The sequence below is a fragment of the Pseudonocardia sp. ICBG1142 genome, from assembly GCF_020496255.1.
Classification (GTDB): Bacteria; Actinomycetota; Actinomycetes; order Mycobacteriales; family Pseudonocardiaceae; genus Pseudonocardia.
The window spans coordinates 765,137-782,884 of the sequence record NZ_JAHLJC010000005.1 but is presented as its reverse complement, the minus strand read 5'-3'; the positions used below and the strand labels follow the sequence as shown (position 1 = coordinate 782,884).

The 17,748-nt window shown below is 73.7% G+C and carries 17 protein-coding genes; 6 read left to right on the top strand and 11 right to left on the bottom strand.

The genetic code is table 11. From position 1 onward, the window contains the following. The first annotated feature begins 187 nt into the window (after nt 1–187). From mbhE (KPL59_RS08970) to mnhG (KPL59_RS08945), 6 genes are read left to right on the top strand one after another with little or no spacing between them, the layout of a single operon-like run. A complete protein-coding gene (mbhE, locus tag KPL59_RS08970; RefSeq protein WP_226360510.1) occupies nt 188–2,926 on the top strand; it encodes a hydrogen gas-evolving membrane-bound hydrogenase subunit E in 2,739 nt (912 codons plus the stop codon). Continuing rightward, on the top strand, nt 2,923–3,237 hold the full coding sequence (locus KPL59_RS08965) for a sodium:proton antiporter (RefSeq protein WP_226358823.1): 315 nt from the start codon (nt 2,923–2,925) through the stop codon (nt 3,235–3,237). Before mbhE (KPL59_RS08970) ends, KPL59_RS08965 begins: the two co-directional genes overlap by 4 nt. Then, the gene (locus KPL59_RS08960; protein ID WP_226358824.1) at nt 3,234–4,763 is read left to right on the top strand and encodes a monovalent cation/H+ antiporter subunit D family protein; all 1,530 of its coding nucleotides are present in this window, start codon (nt 3,234–3,236) and stop codon (nt 4,761–4,763) included. Before KPL59_RS08965 ends, KPL59_RS08960 begins: the two co-directional genes overlap by 4 nt. Continuing rightward, the gene (locus KPL59_RS08955; protein ID WP_226360509.1) at nt 4,760–5,164 is read left to right on the top strand and encodes a Na+/H+ antiporter subunit E; all 405 of its coding nucleotides are present in this window, start codon (nt 4,760–4,762) and stop codon (nt 5,162–5,164) included. Before KPL59_RS08960 ends, KPL59_RS08955 begins: the two co-directional genes overlap by 4 nt. Next, a complete protein-coding gene (locus tag KPL59_RS08950) occupies nt 5,161–5,433 on the top strand; it encodes a monovalent cation/H+ antiporter complex subunit F (protein WP_226358826.1) in 273 nt (90 codons plus the stop codon). The genes KPL59_RS08955 and KPL59_RS08950 overlap by 4 nt, the downstream gene beginning before the upstream one ends. Then, nucleotides 5,430–5,810, top strand: coding sequence for a monovalent cation/H(+) antiporter subunit G (mnhG, locus tag KPL59_RS08945; RefSeq protein WP_226358827.1), 381 nt, complete (start codon nt 5,430–5,432; stop codon nt 5,808–5,810). Before KPL59_RS08950 ends, mnhG (KPL59_RS08945) begins: the two co-directional genes overlap by 4 nt. Here the strand turns inward: mnhG (KPL59_RS08945) and mnhG (KPL59_RS08940) are convergent. From mnhG (KPL59_RS08940) to KPL59_RS08890, 11 genes are all read right to left on the bottom strand, one after another. Further along, entirely contained in the window at nt 5,738–6,196 is a 459-nt protein-coding gene (gene mnhG, locus KPL59_RS08940; RefSeq protein WP_308187850.1) for a monovalent cation/H(+) antiporter subunit G, read from the bottom strand. The genes mnhG (KPL59_RS08945) and mnhG (KPL59_RS08940) overlap by 73 nt on opposite strands. Further along, nucleotides 6,178–6,444: a monovalent cation/H+ antiporter complex subunit F gene (locus KPL59_RS08935; RefSeq protein WP_020622056.1), complete on the bottom strand. Its 267-nt coding sequence runs from the start codon at nt 6,442–6,444 to the stop codon at nt 6,178–6,180. The genes mnhG (KPL59_RS08940) and KPL59_RS08935 overlap by 19 nt, the downstream gene beginning before the upstream one ends. Continuing rightward, entirely contained in the window at nt 6,441–7,250 is an 810-nt protein-coding gene (locus tag KPL59_RS08930) for a Na+/H+ antiporter subunit E (RefSeq protein ID WP_226358829.1), read from the bottom strand. The genes KPL59_RS08935 and KPL59_RS08930 overlap by 4 nt, the downstream gene beginning before the upstream one ends. Next, nucleotides 7,247–8,878, bottom strand: coding sequence for a Na+/H+ antiporter subunit D (locus KPL59_RS08925; protein WP_226360556.1), 1,632 nt, complete (start codon nt 8,876–8,878; stop codon nt 7,247–7,249). The genes KPL59_RS08930 and KPL59_RS08925 overlap by 4 nt, the downstream gene beginning before the upstream one ends. A 5-nt stretch (nt 8,879–8,883) precedes the next feature. Further along, nucleotides 8,884–9,318, bottom strand: coding sequence for a Na(+)/H(+) antiporter subunit C (locus tag KPL59_RS08920; RefSeq protein WP_043276360.1), 435 nt, complete (start codon nt 9,316–9,318; stop codon nt 8,884–8,886). 20 nt (nt 9,319–9,338) lie between these two features. Continuing rightward, nucleotides 9,339–9,923, bottom strand: a complete 585-nt coding sequence (locus KPL59_RS08915; RefSeq protein WP_020622060.1) for an MnhB domain-containing protein — start codon at nt 9,921–9,923, stop codon at nt 9,339–9,341. After that, a complete protein-coding gene (gene mbhE, locus KPL59_RS08910; RefSeq protein ID WP_226360508.1) occupies nt 9,920–12,292 on the bottom strand; it encodes a hydrogen gas-evolving membrane-bound hydrogenase subunit E in 2,373 nt (790 codons plus the stop codon). The genes KPL59_RS08915 and mbhE (KPL59_RS08910) overlap by 4 nt, the downstream gene beginning before the upstream one ends. A 173-nt stretch (nt 12,293–12,465) precedes the next feature. After that, nucleotides 12,466–12,900, bottom strand: a complete 435-nt coding sequence (locus KPL59_RS08905) for a GNAT family N-acetyltransferase (protein WP_083696296.1) — start codon at nt 12,898–12,900, stop codon at nt 12,466–12,468. Nucleotides 12,901–12,961: 61 nt separating this feature from the next. Further along, on the bottom strand, nt 12,962–14,182 hold the full coding sequence (locus KPL59_RS08900; protein WP_226360507.1) for a cytochrome P450: 1,221 nt from the start codon (nt 14,180–14,182) through the stop codon (nt 12,962–12,964). 81 nt (nt 14,183–14,263) lie between these two features. After that, the gene (locus tag KPL59_RS08895; protein WP_226360506.1) at nt 14,264–15,508 is read right to left on the bottom strand and encodes an MFS transporter; all 1,245 of its coding nucleotides are present in this window, start codon (nt 15,506–15,508) and stop codon (nt 14,264–14,266) included. Nucleotides 15,509–15,597: 89 nt separating this feature from the next. Next, entirely contained in the window at nt 15,598–17,748 is a 2,151-nt protein-coding gene (locus tag KPL59_RS08890) for a malate synthase G (protein WP_020622065.1), read from the bottom strand.

The window sequence follows — 17,748 nt, the reverse complement described above, 5'->3', positions numbered from 1 at the left end:
CGGGAGGGTACGAAGCCCCCGCGGACCGCCACGCCGGGGGCCCACCCACTCCGGGAAACCGTGCGCGGCGCAACCGAGCGGAGTGACCGGGAACCTCGGTGTGGAAACCCCGTCGAACGGGTAGAAGCTCCCGAGTCATGATCAGGGTGCCTGGCACCCCCGGCCCCCTGGACGGAGGCGCTGCCCGGTGATCCCCCTGGTCACCCTGGGTGGGGCGGTCGCGCTGGCGCTGCTCGCCCCGGTGCTCGCCCGGCTGCTCGGCGGCAACGCCGGCTACCCGCTGGCCGCGGGTCTCGCCGCGCTGGCCGTGTACGCGAACACCGCCGCCGGAGAGGTCGTCCGCGGGGAGGTCCTCACCGCGGGCGTGTCCTGGATGCCGTCGCTGGGCGTCTCCTTCGGCCTGCGGATGGACGGCCTGTCGCTGCTGTTCGTGACGATCGTGCTGGGCGTGGGCGCGCTGGTGATGGCCTACTGCCCGCGCTACCTGGAGGCGTACTACCCGATCGGCACGGTCTACGGCCTGCTCACCGGGTTCGCCGCCGCCATGATCGGCCCGGTCACCGCGAACGACCTCGTGCTGCTCTACGTGTTCTGGGAGCTCACGACCGTCCTGTCGTTCCTGCTGATCAACACCGCCGGTCCGGCGGCGGCGCTGCCGGCGGGCCGCGCGCTCGTCGTGACGGCGATGGGCGGGTTCGCCCTGCTCGGCGCGGTGGTGATGATCGGCGTCGCGGCCGGGAGCACCAGCCTCGACGTGGTCCTCGCCGACCCCGGCGCGGTGCTAACCAGCCCCCTGGCCCTGCCCGCCGGGGCGCTGCTGATCCTGGCCGCGGCGACGAAGTCCGCGCAGCTGCCGTTCACCTTCTGGCTGCCCGGCGCGATGGTCGCGATGACCCCGATCAGTGCCTACCTGCACGCCGCGACGATGGTGAAGGCGGGCATCTACCTGCTGATGCGGTTCACCCCGATCTACGTGCCGTCGGTGGCCTGGTCGGCGGTGCTCGTCCCGCTCGGGCTGGCGACGGCCGTCGTCGGCGCGGTGCTGGCGCTGCGCGAGCACGACCTGAAGGCGATGCTCGCCCACTCCACGGTCAGCCAGCTCGGCCTGCTCACCGCCGCGATCGGCGTCGGCACGTCCTACGCGCTATCCGCGGCGGTCCTGCACACCTTCGCCCACGCCCTGTTCAAGGCGACCCTGTTCATGCTGGTCGGGATCATCGACAAGGAGGCGGGCAGCCGGGACGTCCGCGAGCTCGGCGGCCTGTGGAAGGTCATGCCGGTCACCGCGGCACTGACCGGGGTCGCCGCGCTGTCGATGGCCGGGGCGCCGCCGCTGCTCGGGTTCGTGTCCAAGGAGAACCTCTACGAGGGCTTCCTGGAGGCCGACTTCGCGCCCGGTGCCGGGCCGGTCGCCGCGGCCGTCGCGGTCGTGGCCTCGGCGCTGACCTTCGCCTACTCCGCCCGGATCGTGCACGGCGCGTTCGGCGGCAGGCTCACCCAGCCCGGCCTCTACGAGCCGTCGTGGGCCTTCCTCGCACCGGCCGCCGTCGCCGCGCTGCTCGGGCTGGTCCTCGGGCCCGCGGTGCGGGTGCTCAACCCGCTGACCGACCGGGCCGCGCGCGACCTCGACCCGGGCTCGGAGCCGGTCACGTTCGTGCTCTGGCCCGGGTTCGGCACCGCCCTGGTGCTGTCGGTGCTCACCGTCGCCGCCGGTCTCGCGCTGTTCCACTGGCGCGGCCGCGCCGACCGGGAGCTGGAGCGGCTCCCGGTGCCCGACGGCGCCGCGGTCTTCGACCGGATCCGGGCCGGGGTGCTCGACCTCGGCGCCCGGGTGGGGCGGCCCGACACCGACCCCTCCCCCGCCGCCGTCCTGGTCCGCCCGGTGCTGGCGCTGCCGGTGCTCGCCGTCGTCGCCTGGGTGGCGCTGCCCGCACCGGCACCGTTCCCCGGGCCGGTCACCCGTCCTCTGGACTGGGTGGTCGTCGTGCTCGTGGCGGCCACCGTCGCCGGGGCCGTGACGACCCGTTCGGTCACCGCGGCACTGGCGCTGACCGGCTTCGGCGGGCTGGCGACGGCGCTGTGGCTGCTGCTCGCGGGCGCCCCGGACGTCGCGATGACGCTGCTGCTGGTCGAGGTGCTGACCACGGTCGTCGCGGTGCTGGTGCTGCGCGGGCGCGGGGTCCGGCTGCGCCGCCCGGCGCGGTGGCGGCGGGTCCCGGCCGCGGTTGCCGCAGTGGCCGCGGGCCTGTCGCTGGGGGCGGCGACCTACGTCCTGACCGGGCGTCGCGCGCCGTCGCCGGTCGGCGGGTACCTCCTCGACACCGCGGAGGCCGCGACCGGCGGGACCAACGTGGTCAACACGATCCTCGTCGACTTCCGCGGCATGGACACCTTCGGTGAGGCCGTCGTCGTCGGGGCCGCGGCGCTCGGCCTGCTCGTGCTGATCCGCCGCGGCGAGGCCGGGGCCGATGCGAGCCCGCGGCAGCGCGTCGCCACCGACGGCCCGGCCGACACGATCGTCATGCGGGTCGCGAGCCGGGTGCTGGCCCCGCTGATGCTCCTGATGTCGCTGTTCCTGCTCTGGCGCGGCCACGACGAGCCCGGCGGCGGGTTCATCTCCTCGCTGGTCGGCGGCGTCGCGATCGTGTTCCTGCGGCTCGCCCACCGCGGCGACGCGTGGGCGCTGCGGCTGCGGCCCGAGCCGCTGGTCGGGTCCGGGCTGCTGCTGAGCCTGCTCACCGGGATCGCGGTGTACCCGCTGGGGCTGCCGTTCCTCACGCCGGTGTACCTGCCCGGTGGGGTGCTGTTGTCGTCGTTCGTGTTCGACCTGGGGATCTACCTGATGGTGGTGGGGCTGATCGTGGCCGCGACCGACCGGATCGGCGGGCGCGCCCGCACCGGCTCCGTGCTGGGGAGCTCCGAGTGACCGCCGCGGTCGTCGTCGCCGTGCTGGTCGCGGGCGGGGTGTACCTGGTGCTGCAGCGCGAGCTGCTGCGCACGGTGCTCGGGTTCGTGCTGCTCGGCCACGGGGTGAACGTCCTGATCATCTCCGCGGGCGGGATGGCGACCCGCGAGCCCGCGCTGCTGGGCCAGCAGGACCGGGCACAGATGGCCGACCCGCTGCCGCAGGCGTTCGTGCTCACCGCGATCGTGATCGCCTTCGCGATCACGGTGTACCTGCTGGCCCTGCTGAAGGCCGGTGGCACCACCGACACCGAGGAGGATGAGCCCCGGTGACCGGCCTCGAGGCGCTCGTCGTCGTACCGATCCTGGTCCCGCTCGCCGCGGCGGGCCTGCTGATCCTGCTCACCGCGCGCCCGCCGGGCGGGGGCGGACCGTTCCTGCTGCCGATGACGGCGCGCCGGGTGGTCGCGTTCACCGCGCTCGTGGTGTCGACGGCGGTGTCGGCGATCCTCCTGGCGGCCACCGCGGACGGCGCGGTGATCGTGCAACGGCTCGGGAACTGGCCCGCGGGCATCGCGATCCCGCTGGCCGCCGACGCGTTCGGCACGATCATGCTGACCGTCACCGGGGTGCTGGGGATCGCCTGCCTGGCCTTCGCCGCGGTCACCGGCTCCGACACCGACCGGGCGTTCCTGCCGCAGTCGCTGCTCCTGCTCGCCGGGGTGCACGGCGCCTACCTCACTGCGGACCTGTTCAGCCTGTTCGTGTTCGTCGAGGTCATGCTCGTCCCCAGCTACGTGCTCATCGCGACCGGCCGTGGCCCGGAGCGGATCGCGGCGTCGCGGCTGTACCTGACGGTGAACCTCCTGGCCTCGACGCTGTTCCTCGCCGGGCTCGGCCTGGTCTACGGCGTCGCCGGGACCGTGCAGCTCGGTGACCTCGCCGGGCGCGCGGTGACCGACCCGGCACTGGCCGCGGCGACCGCGGTGATCCTGCTGGCGCTCTCGGTGAAGGCCGCGCTGGTGCCGCTGCACAACTGGCTGCCGCGGGCCTACACCGCCGCGCCGGCCGCGGTCACCGTGCTGTTCTCCGGGCTGCTGACCAAGGTCGGTGTGTACGCGCTGTTCCGGATCTACGCGGTCGTCTACGACGGCGACCCGCGCTTCCTGCCGGTCGTCCTGGTGGCGGCGCTGCTGACGATGGTCGTCGGGGTGCTCGGCGCGGTCGGCGCCGGCGGGATGCGCCGGATCCTGACCTTCCACATGGTCAGCCAGATCGGCTACATCGTGCTCGGCCTGGCGATCTCCACCCCGGCCGGGCTGGCCGCCGCGATCTACTTCCTGGTGCAGTACGTGCTGGTCAAGGCGGCGCTGCTGATGGTCGCCGGCGCCGTCGAGCAGTACGCCGGCACCGACACGCTGTCCCGGCTCGGTGGGCTCGCCGCCCGCAACCCGGCGACCGCGGTCGCGTTCGCGGTGTCGGCGCTGAGCCTGGCCGGGATCCCGCCGCTGTCCGGGTTCGTCGCGAAGTTCGCCCTGGTGCTCGGCGCGGTCGAGGCCGGCATGGTCGCCGCGGCGGTCGTCGCCGTCGCGGTCAGCGTGGTCACCCTGCTGTCGATGCTCAAGATCTGGAACGGCGCGTTCTGGGGCGGTGAGACCCCCGCACCGGACCCCGGGGGCGGTGCGGGCACCGTGGTCGCCGTGGCGGTCCCGGTCCGCGCGGTGGTCCCGGCGCTGGCGCTGGGGGCGCTGTCGCTGCTGCTCGGGCTGTGGGCGGAGCCGCTGCTGGCGCTCTCGACGGTCGCCGGGCAGGGGCTCGCCGACACCACCGCCTACGTCGGGGCGGTGGGGGCGCCGTGACCACCCGCCGACGTTCACCCGGGCGCGGCGGGCGCCTGCGCGCCGCGGTGGGGTTCCTGCTGTGGTTCACCGGCGAGTTCCTCCGCGCCAACGCCGTCGTCCTCCGCGAGGTCCTCACCCCCGGGCACGGCATCGACCCGGCGGTGGTCCGGGTCCGGCTGCGGGCGCGGAGCATGGTCGAGATCGCGTCGATCATGAGCCTGCTCAGCCTGACACCCGGCACCCTCGCCCTGAACCTGACCACCGGCGCGCGCAGCCCGGAGCTGCTCGTGCACGGCATGCACGCGTCCGACCCGGAGCAGCTGCGGGCGAGCGTGCACGAGATGGAGGACCGGTTGCTGGCGTTCCTGCGCCGCCCCACCCCGGGTGTGGTCGACCGCGATCCGGAGGAGACGCCGTGAGCACCCTGTTGCTGGACGCCGGGATCGTCCTGCTGGCCCTGGGCCTGCTCGTCGCGGTCTGGCGGGTCCTGGCCGGGCCCACCGACGCCGATCGCGGGCTGGCCGTCGACTACGGCTTCGTGGTCGTCGTCGGGCTGATCGCGCTGCTGGCGCTGCGGTTGGGCTCGGTCGCGATGCTGGACCTCGTCGTCGTCGCGACGCTGGTCGGGTTCCTGACCACGGTCGCCGTGGCCCGGCTGATCTGGGCGGAGAAGGGGGCTCGCAGATGAGCGGCGTCGACGCCGGCCTGGGGACCGTGCTCACCGGCGGGCCCGTGCAGAACGCGATCGGCGGCCTCGTACTGGGTGCCGGGGTCCTGCTCGTCGCGGCGGGCGCGGTCGGCATGGTGCGCCTGCCCGACGTCTACAACCGCACGAACGCCGTCACCAAGGCCGCCGGGCTCGGGATCGTCGCGATCCTCGTCGGGGTCGCGATCCTGGTGCCCGAGCCGGGGGTGCTGCTCACCCTCGGCGTGGCCGTGGCACTGCAGCTCTTCACGATCCCGGTCGCCAGCTTCGCGATCGGGCACGCCGCCTACCGGTCCGGGGCCCCGTCGACCCCGTCCACGCTGCGCGAGGACGACCCCGGCTCCGGCGACGACGGCTGAACCGTCCGCACCTCCCGGGCGCGCGCGTCGCTGTCGATGTCCTCCCCCAGGTCGTCGACGACGAGTGCGTCCCGGTCGATCGCACCGCTGCGGTAGGCCGAGCGCCCGACCACCTGCGAGATGACCGGCGCCGTCATCACCTGGAACAGCACGACCAGGATCAGCGTCGAGGAGTTCTCGAACTCCAGGTTGACTGCGACGCCCAGCAGGATCAGCAGCAGGCCGAGGGTCTGCGGCTTGGTGGTGGCCTGCAGCCGGGCGGGCAGGTCCGGCAGCCGGACCAGCCCGAGCGCACCGAGCAGGCAGGACAGCCCGCCGGCGAGCATCAGTGCGGCGGAGACCACGTCGAGCACGTCGTGCAGGCCCATCAGCGGTGCCGCTCCCATCGTTCGACCAGGCGGGCCGCCGTCGCCGAGCCGACCAGCGCGATCAGCGCGACCGCGGCCAGCAGCGGGATGTTCGACCCGTCGGAGTAGATCGCCGCGTACACCGCGGCCGCGGCCACGATCAGCACGACGAACACGTCCAGCGCCGCGATGCGGTCCAGCGTCGTGGGGCCCTTCAGGAGCCGCCACATCGTCAGCACCCCCGCGGCGGTCAGCATGATCAGTACCAGCGTGTGGACGACGGTCACCGGTCGTTCCTCCCCGTGTCCCCGGCGGCGACCGCGGCGACGGCGGCGGCGCACCGGTCCCGGTCCTCCTGGCTGCCGACGGCGTCGATCACCCGCAGCTGCAGCCGCATCATGTCCCGGCGGAGCCGTTCGACGGCGCCGGGCCGGTGCAGGCCGAGTGCGTAGACGTACCAGCGACGCCGGGCCCGGTCGATCTGCAGTGTGAAGCTGCCCGGGGACAGCGCGCAGGCCGCGACGATCGTCGTCGCGGTGCGGTCCGAGCCGGTGCACAGCGGCAGCCCGACGATCCCGGACCGGGCGCGCGGCCCGTGCCGCAGCGTCACCATGCTGACCCGGATCCCGGAGACGACCAGGTCCGAGGCCAGGAACGCCAGCAGCCGCAGCAGCTTCCACGGCCGGAACGGGAGCCGTTCGGGCAGCAGCGGCAGCGGGAAGATCGCCGTCACCGCGAGGCCGACGAGCAGACCGCCGACGATCGCGGCCGCGGACACGCTCCCCCACAGCAGCACCCACACCAGCGCCAGCGCGAGCACCTGCGGGATCCGCCGGCGCACGCTCCCGCCGCGGGCGGACCCGCCCATCGGCTCGGCGACGGTGTCGGGGACCGGTGGCGGCACCCGGGCGGGGGTGCGGGCGTGGTCGGGCTCCGGCGGCTCGCCGACCTCGGCCGCGCCCATCTCGGCCTCGCGGCGCGCCTCCGGCGAGGAGAGCACGGCGTCCTCGCGGTCGTCGCCGTCGGGGCGGCCCTGCGGGTCCGGGCCGTCGGCCGTGCCCGCGCCACCCCGGCTCGGGGTCTGCTCGCTCACGGGGTCACCTCCGGGGTGTCGCCGGCCGCGGTCCGCACGGTCGTGTCCCCGGCGAGGTCACCGGACCGTCCGCTCGCGCTGATGGTCCCGTCACCCCCGGGGTCGGCGCCCGGCCCGAGGACGGCGGCGGTGTAGCCGGTCCGGTCGTGCAGGTCCACCCCGGCCCTGGCCGTCACCCCGGACAGCGGGCCGGCGAACACCGCGATCGCGACGCTGACCACGACCAGCGTGGACGCGCCGACGTACATGCCGCGGGCGCTGCGCGCGGTCCCGACGACGAGCTCGTCGTTCGGGTCGTCGTCGGCCAGGGGCTCCTTCGGGGCGCCCCAGAACACCCGCACCCAGACCCGGGCGACGGCGTAGAGGGTCAGCAGGCTCGCCAGCACGACGACGGCCGCGACCAGCTCCCCGGCGAAGCCCGCGCCCGCACCGGCCTGCAGCAACGCGAGCTTCGCGACGAAACCCGAGGTCGGGGGCAGCCCGGCCAGGGTGATCGCCGGGATCGCGAACAGCACGGCCAGGTGGGGTGCCTGCTGGGCGAGCCCACCCATCTGGGAGATCGACACGGTCCCGGTCCGCCGGGTGATGAGCCCGCTGACCAGGAACAGCGTCGCCTGCACGGTGATGTGGTGGACGACGTAGAGCCCGGTCCCGGCGATGCCGTCGGGGGTGTGCAGAGCCAGCCCGAACACCATGAACCCGATGTGGCTGACCAGTAGGAACGACAGCAGCCGGTTGAGGTCGTCCTGCGCGACGGCGCCGAGCGCGCCGACCACCATCGTCACCGCGGCGATCACCAGCAGCAGCGTCGAGGGGCTGTCCTGCGGGAACACCAGGGTCTGGGTGCGCAGCAGCGCGTAGATGCCGACCTTGGTGAGCAGGCCCGCGAACAGCGCGGTGACCGGGGCGGGAGCGTTCGGGTAGCTGTCGGGCAGCCAGAAGTGCAGCGGCACGATCGCCGCCTTGATGCCGAACACCACGATGAGGACCAGGGCGAGCACCGCGCGCAGGCCCTCCGGCAGCGCGCCCATCCGCCCGGCGAGGTCGGCCAGGTTGACCGTGCCGGTGGCGGCGTAGACGAGCCCGACCGCGGTCAGGAACAGCAGCGACGAAGTCAGCGACACGATCACGTAGGTCATGCCGGACCGGATCCGCGACGCCGACGTCCGCCGGGTGATGAGCACGTAGCTCGACGCCAGCATGATCTCGAACGCCACGAACAGCGTGAACAGGTCACCGGTCAGGTAGGCCAGCGACACACCCGTCGACAGCAGCAGGAAGATCGGGTGGAAGGTGGTGCTGGCGGTCTCCCGGCCGTAGTCGGAGATCCGCTGGTCGATCGCGTAGACCAGCACCGCGAGCGTCACCACCGAGGAGATGAGCAGCAGCAGCGCCGACATCCGGTCGGCGACGAGCACGATGCCCATCGGGGCGGGCCAGCCACCGAGCTCGGCGACGACCGGCCCGTAGGTGTCCGCGGCCACCAGCAGCACCGCGCCGACGACGCACACCAGCGCCAGGGTCACCACGCCGATGACGCGCTGGGCCGAGGCACGGCGGCTGACGACGACGCTGGTCGCGGCGCCCAGCATGGGCAGCAGCACCGGCAGCGTGACCAGGGCCTGCAACGGGGTCACTTGCGGCCCTCCTCGAGCTCGTGGGAGTCGGCGGTGTCCTCGGGCTCGGCGTCGGTCTCGTCCGCGGTGCCCTCCTCCATCGCGCCCTTGGGCTTCTGCCGGTCGGCGATGCGGCGGTCCTCCACGTCGTCCTGCACCTCGTCGTGCCCGACGAGCACCCAGGAGCGGTAGCCCAGCGCCAGCAGCAGCGTGGTCAGGGCGAAGGTGATGACGATGGCGGTCAGCGCCAGCGCCTGCGGGAGCGGGTCGGCGATCTGCTCGGGGAGCACCGCGTCGAGGATCGGGGCGCGCCCGGGCGGTCCGCCGGAGACCTGCAGCAGCAGGTTCGCGCCGTGCCCGAGCACCACGATGCCGATCAGGATGCGCATCAGCGAGCGCTGCATCAGCAGGTAGAAGCCGACCGAGTACAGCACCGCGAGCACGATCGCCATGCTCAGGTTGATGGTGGTGTTCACCTCGGGCCACCTCCGCGGGGGAGGTCCTCGCCCGCCTCGCGGGCGTCGCGGGCGATGCCGGACCCGAGCGAGCGCAGCAGGTCGAGCACCACACCGATGATCAGCAGGTAGACGCCGACGTCGAGCAGCAGGCTGCTCACGATGTCGAGGTAGCCGAACGGGCCGAAGGTGATCGTCCACTTGACCGAGGCGAGCACCGGGTCGCCCCAGGCCACCGGGGCCAGCGCGGTGAGCACCGCGATGATCAGCCCGGTGCCGACCAGCACGGGCGGACGGATCCGGAACCGGGAGCCCAGATTGTCGTCGCCGCCCGCGATGTGGCGCAGCACGAACGCGAGCCCGGCGACCAGGCCGCCGGAGAACCCGCCGCCGGGACCGTAGTGGCCCTCCAGCAGCAGGAACACCGAGAACACCAGCACCACCGGGAACAGCAGCCGGGCCGCGGACTCCAGCACCAGGGTCCGTTCGCGGACGTCCGGGCAGGTGCCGGTGAGCATCCATCGGCCGCTGGGCTGGTCCATCCGGGCCCAGCTCTCGGCGTCCCCGGCCGGGGACGCGGGCTTCTCCTGCGAGGTCGTCATCCGAGCACCTCCTTCTCGTGCTTGGGCGATCCCGAGCCGCTGCGCACGACCTTGCCGTTCTGCCTCTTGTCGTACCGGGTCGCGAGCACCAGGCTCGCGGTGCCGGACGCGCAGATCAGCAGCACGGTGATCTCACCGACCGTGTCGAGTGCGCGGAAGTCGACCAGGATCGCGCTGATCAGGTTGGTCGCGCCGGCCTCCGGTGCGCCCGCGATGAACGGCTCCGTGGTGGCGGGCGGCAGGGTGCGGGCCCCGGAGAGCATCACGGCCATCCCGGCGACGAGCAGGCCGCCGACCGCGGCGACCGCGGCCTTGGGGCCCCGGACGCGGCGCTCGGTGTCCGGCTCGTCGAAGTGGGCGGGCAGGCGTCGCAGCACGAAGACGAACGCGACCAGGGTGAGCGTCTCGACCAGGAACTGGGCGAGTGCCAGGTCGGGGGCGCCGTCGATGACGAACAGACCGCCGATGCCGTAGCCGACGGCACCGACCAGCAGCACCGCGGTGAACCGGCGGTGCGCCAGGCAGAGCGCGATCGCCGCGACGATCACCATCAGTCCGACCGGGACCTGCATGATCGAGTGGTACGGGGCCTGGTCGGTCGGCCACGTCCCGGTGACGGCGATGACCGGGCCGGGCAGCGCGATCAGGGTCGCGAGGATGCAGCCGAGGTAGACCGGCAGCGACCCGATCTGGAGCCGGCCGGTGACCGCGATCGCCGAGCGCTCCAGCCCCGTCACGACGGCCTCGTACCCCCGCTGGGCCGACACGTGCGGCACCGAGAGGTGCCCGGTCAGGGGCTGCCCGTAGCGGTGCAGGAGGAGCCCGCCGACCAGCGCGACCCCGGTGAACAGCAGCGGCAGCCCCGGGGTGTGCCACAGGGCCAGCTCGTAGCGGGCGGCGTAGGCGTCGCCGACCGGGGGCAGCGACGCGGCGTAGGAGGCGGCGAGCTGCTGGACCAGCGGCGCGGCGAACCCGGCCGCGATCCCGGTCAGCGCGCACAGCCAGGCCGGGCCGGACAGGCCGAGCGGGACCGGGTCGCCGCCGGTGGGGTGCAGCCCCTTGGTGGAGAACGCCCCCCACAGGAACCGTGCGGTGTAGGCGACGGTCAGCAGCGAGCCCGCGACCAGGCCGATCGCGGTGACCCAGCCACGGACGCCGCCCTCGAGCACGAACGCCTCGAACGCGGCCTCCTTGCCGACGAAGCCGAGCATCGGCGGGAGCCCCGCCATCGACAGCCCGGCGAGCGTGGCGACGACGGCCAGGCCGCGCCGGCGGCGTCCGAGCCCGCACAGCTCCCGCAGGTCACGGGTGCCGCAGGCCTTGTCGATCGCCCCGACCACCATGAACAGTGGCGCCTTGAACAGGCCGTGCGCCAGCAGCATCGCGATGCCGGCGAGACCGGCGACCCGCGAGCCGGACCCGAACAGCACCATGAGGAACCCGAGCTGGGAGACGGTGCCGAAGGCCAGCAGCCGCTTGAGGTCGGTCTGGCGCATCGCGCGCCAGCCGCCCAGCACCATCGTCGCGAGGCCGAGCACCATGACCGGTGCCCACCACACGGGGTGCACCGAGAACGCGGGCCCGAGCCGCGCGACGAGCACGACCCCGGCCTTCACCATCGACGCCGCGTGCAGGTACGCCGAGATCGGCGTCGGGGCGGCCATCGCGTACGGCAGCCACGGGTGGAACGGCAGCTGCGCGGACTTGGTCAGCGCGCCGAGCAGGATCAGCACCAGCGAGACCGAGAGCGCGACCGGGCTGTCGGGGGCGAGCGTGCCGGACGTCGCGGCCGCGGTGATCTCCGGGATCGAGTAGGTGCCGGCCAGCTGGCCCAGCAGCACGATCCCGAGCAGCATCGCCAGCCCGCCGAAGACGGTGACGACGAGCGCCTGCACCGCGGCACGCCGGTTCTCCCGGTGCTGGCCGCCCTGCCCGACGAGCAGGAACGACGTCAGCGACGTCAGCTCCCAGAACACGTAGAGGGTCAGCAGGTCGTCGGCCAGGACGAGGCCGAGCATCATCCCGGCGAAGGCGACCAGCAGCGCCGCGGAACGGGCCGCGTCGGTGGAGCGCGGCCCGAAGTACCAGGCCGCGTAGATCATGATCAGCGCTCCGACGCCGGAGACGAGCACGATCATCGCGATCGCGAGCGCGTCCATCCGCAGGCTCAGCGTCAGCCCCAGCTCGGGGGCCCACTCGATGCGGTCGGTCACCCCGCCGGCGAGCGCGGTCGGGGCCTGCGCCATCGTCCACACGAGAGTGGCGGCGAGCAGGGCGGCGCCTGCGCCGAACGCCAGCCGCCGGCGGTACCGGGCGAGTGCGGGCAGGCACAGCGCCAGGACGAGATGGGCGGCCACGACGGCGAGCACCGACACCTCCTGGGGTCACGGGGTCGTTCGGACCAGCGGTTCCGCTCACGTCACGGCCGGACACGGGGAGCGCCGGAAGAGGCCGCCGCACGCTCACCGGAGGGGACGCGGCGACGACGCCGAGGTCATCCTATCGGCGCAACCGGACGTTTCGCCCGTGACCGTACCGAGGCTCACCCCGGCAGCGGTTTGGCGAAGCACCGGGAGCGGGGGTCGTTCCGGTACACACCGAACCTGCTGGTCCGACGGTATCCGCTGCTCTCGTACAGCGCGATCGCAGCGGACTGGGGGTCACCCGTCTCGAGGATCATCCGACGACGCCCGGCGGCGGCCGCCGCGCGCTCCAGCGCGACGAGCACCGTCCGGGCGTGTCCCCGACCGCGGGCGGCGGGCTCGACGTACATCCGCTTCAGCTCGGCGTCGCCGTCGCGGCGCGCGGGGTCGGCCGGGTCGGCGTCCACGGCGCGCCACGCCCCGGTGGCGACGGGGACGCCGTCCTCGTAGCCGACGAGGAACAACCCGGACGGGGCGCGGAAGTCGGCCGGGACGACGGGCGTGACGTCACCGTCGCCGTAGACCTCGCCGTAGAACGCCTGCAGCCGCCGCATCAGCGGCGTGACGTCCGGATGGTCGATCCCCGACACCCTCAGTTCGAGCTCCCCCACACCCTCATGATCGGTCCCAGGTGACCGGCAACGCGCGCAGCCCCCCGGTGAGCACGTCCGTGCGCAGCTCCAGCTCGGAGCGCGGCACGGCCAGGCGCAGCGACGGGAACCGGGCGGGCAGCGCCCGGAACACCTCGGTCAGCTCGACCCGGGCCAGGCTCGCGCCCACGCAGAAGTACGGCCCGTGCCCGAACGCGAGGTGCGTCGGCTTCCGGGTGACGTCGATGTCCTCGGCCTCGTCGAAGTGGCGCGGATCCCGGTTCGCGGCACCGAGCGCGAGCAGGATCGCGTCGCCCGTACGGATCTGCACCCCGGCGATGTCGATGTCGGCGTGGGCGTAGCGCGGGATGCCGCCGTTGCCCCCGCCGGGCACCGCCAGCCGCAGGACCTCCTCGACCGCGCCCACGGCCCGCTCCGGGTCCGCGGCGAGCGCCGCCCACTCCCCCGGCCGGTCCAGCAGCAGGACGGTGCCGGTGTCGATCCGCCCGACCGTCGTCTCGTGCCCGGCGAACAGCAGTCCGGCGCCGAGCGCGGCGAGCCGGTCGCGCTGCTCCGGCGCCGAGCCGAGCGCGGCGAAGTCGGAGAGCACGTCCTCCCCCGGCTCGTCGTCCTTGCGGTCGATCAGGCCGCGGACGTAGGCGAACAACGCCTGCGCCGCGGCCTCGGCGCGGGGCCGGTCGTGGAGCAGCCCGAGCTCGCCGGACCAGCGACGGAACTCCTCGCGGTCGTCGAAGGGGACGCCGAGCAGCTCGCAGATGACCAGCACCGGCAGCGGGAAGGAGAACAGCTCGTGCAGGTCGCAGCCGGGCCCGGCGGCCTCGACGACGTCGAGCCGGCTGTGCACCAGCTCGGCGACGTGGTCGGACAGCCTGCGCATCCGCCGCGCCGAGAACGCGGGCGCGAGCAACTTGCGCATGGCAATGTGGTTGCTCCGCTCGGTCTCCGGTGAGTCGCCGCTGGGCCCACCGAAGATCATCGAGTCGGAGATGCGCGCGGCCCGCTCCGGCGCGGGATGGCTGCGGCCGAGCCGGTCGTCGGCGAACAGGGCACGGGCCTCGTCGTAGCCGGTGACCAGCCACGCGACATCGCCGGCCGGGGTCCGGACCGGGGTGATCGGGGACCGGTCCCGCAGGTGGTCGAACTGCGGCGGGAGGTCGAGGACGTCGTGGCGCGGGAACGGCAGGCGCGGCAGGTCCGTGGCGTCGGAATCCGTGGTGGTGGTCACCCGCCCGACGCTACGAGCGCGGGCCGGCACCCGCCTCCGCCCGGAGGTGGACATCAGGTGGATCCGCGGCCGGCCGCATGATCAGCTCCGCGCGCGGTGATCCGTTGCCCGCGCGCGTCCGGACGCGCGCGCCGACCGGATCAGCGCGCGGAGCGGATCGGCCGCGGGGGCCGGTTCCGCCGCCCGGTGCGCTCCGGCCCACACCAGGACCAGGCAGAGCGCCTGCACCCCGGCGACGACGAGCAGCAGCACCGGGTACCCCGCGACCCCGGTCAGGGCCGAGAGCAGCATCGGCAGCAGGAACCCGAGGTAGGTCAGCGAGTAGAACACCGCGGTGAGCCCGACCAGGTGCTCCGGCGCGGCGATCCGCTGGACCTCCTGCAGCCCGGACAGCAGCACGAATCCGTAGCCGGCACCGAGCAGCGCGGCCGCGACGAACGCCACCGGGATGCTGCGCCCGGCCGCGCCCAACGCGGCCACCACCGTCCCGGCGACGACGAGCGCGAGCCCGATCCGGGTGGCGGCCAGCGGCGAGCGGGCGTCGACGGCGCGGGCGGCGGACTGGGCGAGGAACCCGCAGCCCAGGGTGACGGCGGTGAGCAGGGTCGCGTCGAGCAGCCCGTAGCCGCCGAGGACGTCGCCGAGCGCGGTCGGCTGCACCGCGAACGACAGCGCGGCGGCGCCGAACACCCAGGGCGCGGCGGGCAGCACCAGCCACCGGAAGCGCGGGTGGGCGGCGGCGGGCACCCGCAGGTCGCGCAGCCAGGACCGGGAGCGGCCCGGCTCGACCGTCTCCGGGGCGGCCACGAGCCACCAGGTGACGGGGACCATGAGCACGATGTGCACCAGGTAGGGCAGCTCCATCGGCAGCGGCGCGAACTGCGCGAGCAGCCCGCCGACCAGCGGGCCGAGTCCGAATCCCGCGGTGAGCGCGAGTGCGGCCCGCCGCGCACCCTCACCCTCGCCGGACAGCTCCTTGACCCAGGTCGTCGCCACCGCCATCGCGACGCCGATGCACAGGCCGAACAGCAGTCGTCCGATGTAGAGGAGGGGCTCGGAGAACGCCCCCAGCGCGATGACGGCACTGGCCGGGATCGAGGCGGCCGTGGCGGGCAGCAGCACCCGGCGCCGCCCCCAGCGGTCCGACGCCGGCCCGCCGACGAGCAGGCCCGGGGCGAGACCGAGCACGTAGACGCCGAAGAACGCGGCGACCACGGTCGCCGAGTAGTGGCCCTGCTCGCGGTACATGACCATCAGCGGGCTGAACTGGTTGGCGCCGTAGCCGACGCCGAACAGCACCAGCGCGGGCCGCATCCACGACTTCACGATCCTCGTCCTCCCTGATCACGACGACGCCCCCGGGAACCCGTCCCGGGGGCGTCGTCGTCGACGGTGGTGGTGACGGTGATGCGACCTCAGGCCGCGGCCTTGGCCCGCTGACGCCAGCGGGTGAGCGTCCGCTCGGTGTAGCCGTTCGGCTCGGTCGCCCCGCTGAACACCAGCTCCAGCGCGGCCTGGAACGATTCGCTGGACTCCAGGTCCTTGGCCATCGCGGGGTAGCCGTCCTCGCCGGCGTTCTGCTCGTCGACGACGGCGGCCATCCGGGCGAAGGTGTCGCGCACGACCGCCTCGTCGACGACGCCGTGCCGGAGCCAGTTCGCGACCAGCTGCGCGGAGATCCGCAGGGTGGCGCGGTCCTCCATCAGCCCCACGCCCTCCAGGTCCGGCACGGTGGAGCAGCCGATGCCCATGCCGACCCAGCGCACCACGTAGCCGAGGATCGACTGGGCGTTGGTCTCCAGCTCGTGGGTCACGTCCTCGGCCGACAGCGACGACGCGTCGGTGACCGGGACCTCGAGCAGCGCGCGACGGTCGGCGGTGGGGCGGGAGGCGATCTCGTCCTGGACCCGGTGCACGTCGACGCGCAGGTAGTGCAGCGCGTGCAGGGTCGCGGCGGTGGGCGAGGGCACCCAGGCGCAGTTCGCGCCGGCCTTCGGGTGGCCGATCTTCTGCTCGATCATCTCGGCCATCGCGGCGGGCTTGGCCCACATGCCCTTGCCGACCTGCGCGGTGTGCGCGAACCCGGCGGCGAGCGCGACGTCGACGTTGCGGTCCTCGTAGGTCGTCAGCCAGGTGGTCGACTTCATGTCGCCCTTGCGCAGCACCGGGCCCGCGGCGAAGCAGGTGTGGATCTCGTCGCCGGTCCGGTCGAGGAAGCCGGTGTTGACGAAGATGACCCGGTTCGCGGCCTCGGCGATGCAGGCGGAGAGGTTGACCGAGGTCCGCTTCTCCTCGTCCATGATGCCGATCTTGAGGGTGTTCGGCTGCAGTCCGAGGGCCTCCTCGACGGCGCCGAACAGCTCGACGGTGAGCGCGACCTCCTCGGGCCCGTGCTGCTTGGGCTTGACGATGTAGACGCTGCCCGCGCGGGAGTTGGTGTGCGGGCCCTTGCCCTGCAGGTCGTAGAGCCCGGCGACGGCCGAGACCAGTGCGTCGAGGACGCCCTCGGCGATCTCGCCGCCGTCGGCGGTGCGCACGGCGTTCGTGGTCATGTGGTGGCCGCAGTTGCGGACCAGCATGAGCGACCGTCCGGGCAGGGTGAGGGCGGAGCCGTCGGCCGCGGTGTACTCGCGGTCCGGGTTGACCCGGCGGGTGACGGTCTTCCCGCCCTTGCGGAACTCGGCGGTCAGGTCACCGCGGAGCAGGCCGAGCCAGGTGCGATAGGCCAGGGCCTTGTCCTCGCCGTCGACGGTCGCGACCGAGTCCTCGAGGTCGACGATCGTGGTGACCGCGGACTCGAGCACGACGTCGGCGACGTCGGCGTGGTGCTGGGTGCCGACCTGGGTGGTCGGGTCGATCGTGATCTCCAGGTGCAGCCCGTTGCGGGTCAGCAGGACGGCGCCGCGGCCGTCACCGTCGACCGGGCGGAAGCCGGCGAACTGCGCGGGGTCGGCGAGCCCGACCGTGCCGTTCGCGGCGGTGTCGACGACGAGCCCGTCGGTCGACGGCCGGTAGGCGGTGGCGTCGGCGTGGCTGCCCTTCGCGAGCGGGAACAGCTCGTCGAGCAGCTCGTCGGCGGCGGTGATGACCTGCGCGCCGCGGCGCTCGTCGTAGCCGGGGGCGAGCTCGTGGTCCTGCGGCAGTGCGTCGGTGCCGTAGAAGGCGTCGAACAGCGAGCCCCAGCGCGCGTTGGCGGCGTTGAGCGCGTAGCGGGGCACGGTGGAGGGCACGACCAGCTGCGGGCCGGGGATCTCGGCGATCTCCGGGTCGACCCGGTCGACGTCGATCGTCGGGGACCGTTCCGGGAGCAGGTAGCCGAGGTCGGTGAGGAACTTCTCGTAGTCCTCGACCGAGCCGGTGCCGTGCTCGCGGTGCCACTCGTCGATGCGTGCCTGGATCTCGTCGCGACGGGCCAGTGCGTCGGCGATCTTGGGAGCGAAGCGCTCCTGGAGCCGCGCGAGGGTCGCCCAGAAGTCGTCCGCCGTGAGGTCGACGTCGGACAGGAGCTCGCCCTCGACGAAGGACCTCAGGTGCTCGTCGACCTGCAGGCCGGCGGTGTCGGCCAT